Source organism: Terriglobus sp. YAF25, from assembly GCF_052113305.1.
GTDB lineage: Bacteria > Acidobacteriota > Terriglobia > Terriglobales > Acidobacteriaceae > Terriglobus.
Genome location: NZ_JBFRCY010000780.1, coordinates 1 through 2061 on the forward strand (window position 1 = coordinate 1; position 2061 = coordinate 2061).

Consider the following 2061-nt stretch of genomic DNA (forward strand, 5'->3'; position numbering starts at 1 on the left):
GTGTACTGTTTATAAAAGCCTCCGTGCACCGATCCTAGATTTCCAAGCAGCCCGCCAAACGTAGCAGGGATGACGTCTATATCAATCTTGCCCCCCTCGTAGCTGTTCTGGGTACCGTGGAAAGCCACGACGATGATGCTGCTCTTCTTCGTGCCTGTCGGTTCAAGCTGCGCGATAAATCCCGCCGGAATTTGCACGGAATTGCCGTTTATATCGGTTTCGTAAACTGACAGGTTGGTATGTGACTTCAGCGTGTATCCCTGCGCGACGATCTGGGAAAAATCAGGATCCCAAGGGGTGGGCGCAACGGATTGTATCTGCCAGCTCTTAGGGCCAAGCAGGTTCTTAGGATCAGCGGGAGTGTTGGTCACGTAGTCGGAGTACTGATCGTTCGCCGCGTTGCAGCACAGGCCAAGAACATACGCGAGCTGAGCATCAAAGCCCGCTGGAACGGATTGGGGCAGTGCCGGCGGGTTCGTGCTTACCTGACAGGTTGCTTTTCCCTTCGAGGAAAGAGAAGACGGTGCATAGGCAGTGGTCGACATAAGCGTTACCTCCTGGAGCGAATACGAAGGTGGAGGGACCGTGTAGAGCATTTCCCTGTTGCTGGTATCCCGGAAGAGGAGTGCAGGAGCGTTTTCATTGCGGAAAACGCGTATAGATGCGGAAGCCCTACTCTGCACCTACAGGGAAAATACTCTATGGCCCGAACGTTACTTCACAGGCGATCGCACAACTGATCGCGCTGCGCGCAGAACCGCGAAGATTCTGCAATGGGGGATAAGGTAGTCCTGGGTCGGCTAGGGCAGTGTGTGCGAACTTCTTGCCGCATTCATAGGTTCTCCTCGCGTGTCTTAAACGACACAGCACACCCGTGGGAAAACCGAAGGCAAGAGGGCAATGTACCTACATTGCATTGATGTTCTTCTTCTTAGTACAGCTCAGCGTGGAAGAAGATATCAGTCTCGAAGAGTAATGAGAGGGGTGGTGATTGTCAATGGATTTTGAGTCAAGGTTAAGTTAATTGGAGACAAGGGATGCGGAGGCTCAACACGTCTTGATCATCCGCCGATCCAAGACTACACAGTGAAGGTACGACAAGCTCATCGTCTGAATTCACCGGCGATGATCCTCTCCCACAATCGCGCGCTCGCGTCATCCGCTGGGAACGATGACTCGATCCGCAGCTCATCCAGCGTGACGTCGTGCGGTGCGGCGAAGCTGGTCCATGTTGAAAAGAAGCTGAGCTCTACGCCGTTCTTGCGAATGACGAAGTTCAGTGTCGGCGACATGGAAACCTCCATGGGCCGCACCTTTGATTTCTCCGGCACATGTGGACTGGCCAGGGCGAACTCCAGCAACGCGCGCAGTTTCTCATCCGTCGGCGCCCAGTCGATCTCGTGATGCAGACGTCGTATGAGGTCAGACGCTACCTCATCCCAGTTAGCGATGAACGGGCGCAGCAGGTGGTCGCTGAAGATCTGACGGATCATGTTGGGATCGTCCGGCGGAGTATCGAAGACAAAGTTCATGAACGCGGCTGCGCCCTCGTTCGCACGCGTAATATCCCAGTGCCGGTTGAGGACCAGCGCGGGATAGGGCTCCTGCTGTTTGAGGATGAACTCGATGGCCCGATTGATCAGCGCCATCTCCGGCTGCGCCAAGCCGGTCTCGCGGTGCGTGGGAGCAAACCCTGCTGCGAGGAACAGAGCATTACGCTCCCGGAGCGGGATAGCGAGCGCCTCAGCAAGCTGTGTCACCATCTCCCGGCTGGGCAGAGCCTTGCCGCCTTCGATAAAACTGAGATGGCGAGCGGAGATTCCTGCCTCGAGCGCGAGCTCAAGCTGGCTCAGGTGGCGAAGGGTGCGCCACTGGCGAACAAGCTCGCCGATTCTGCTTACAATGTCGGAGGAGTTTGGGGAGTGCTGGCGGCGCTGCTCAGAGGGCATTGAGCCATCTTATGTCCTGCTCTGAAACGTCTGCTTTACCTCTGAGGTAATTGCCACCATTACCTCCCCTCCGGTATTCCTCCTTGAAGGAGCATTTCTTATGATCATTGAC

Annotated in this window: 2 protein-coding genes; both read right to left on the minus strand. The window is 55.6% G+C overall.

Translation table 11 applies throughout. The features are described 5' to 3' along the window. Positions 1-545, minus strand: a 545-nt coding sequence (locus AB4043_RS23625) for a hypothetical protein (protein WP_442308270.1), incomplete at its 3' end; no start/stop codon positions are given. A gap of 558 nt (positions 546-1103) precedes the next feature. Beyond that, complete coding sequence (locus tag AB4043_RS23630) at positions 1104-1949, minus strand: helix-turn-helix domain-containing protein (RefSeq protein ID WP_442302866.1); 846 nt, start codon at positions 1947-1949, stop codon at positions 1104-1106. Positions 1950-2061: the final 112 nt, after the last annotated feature.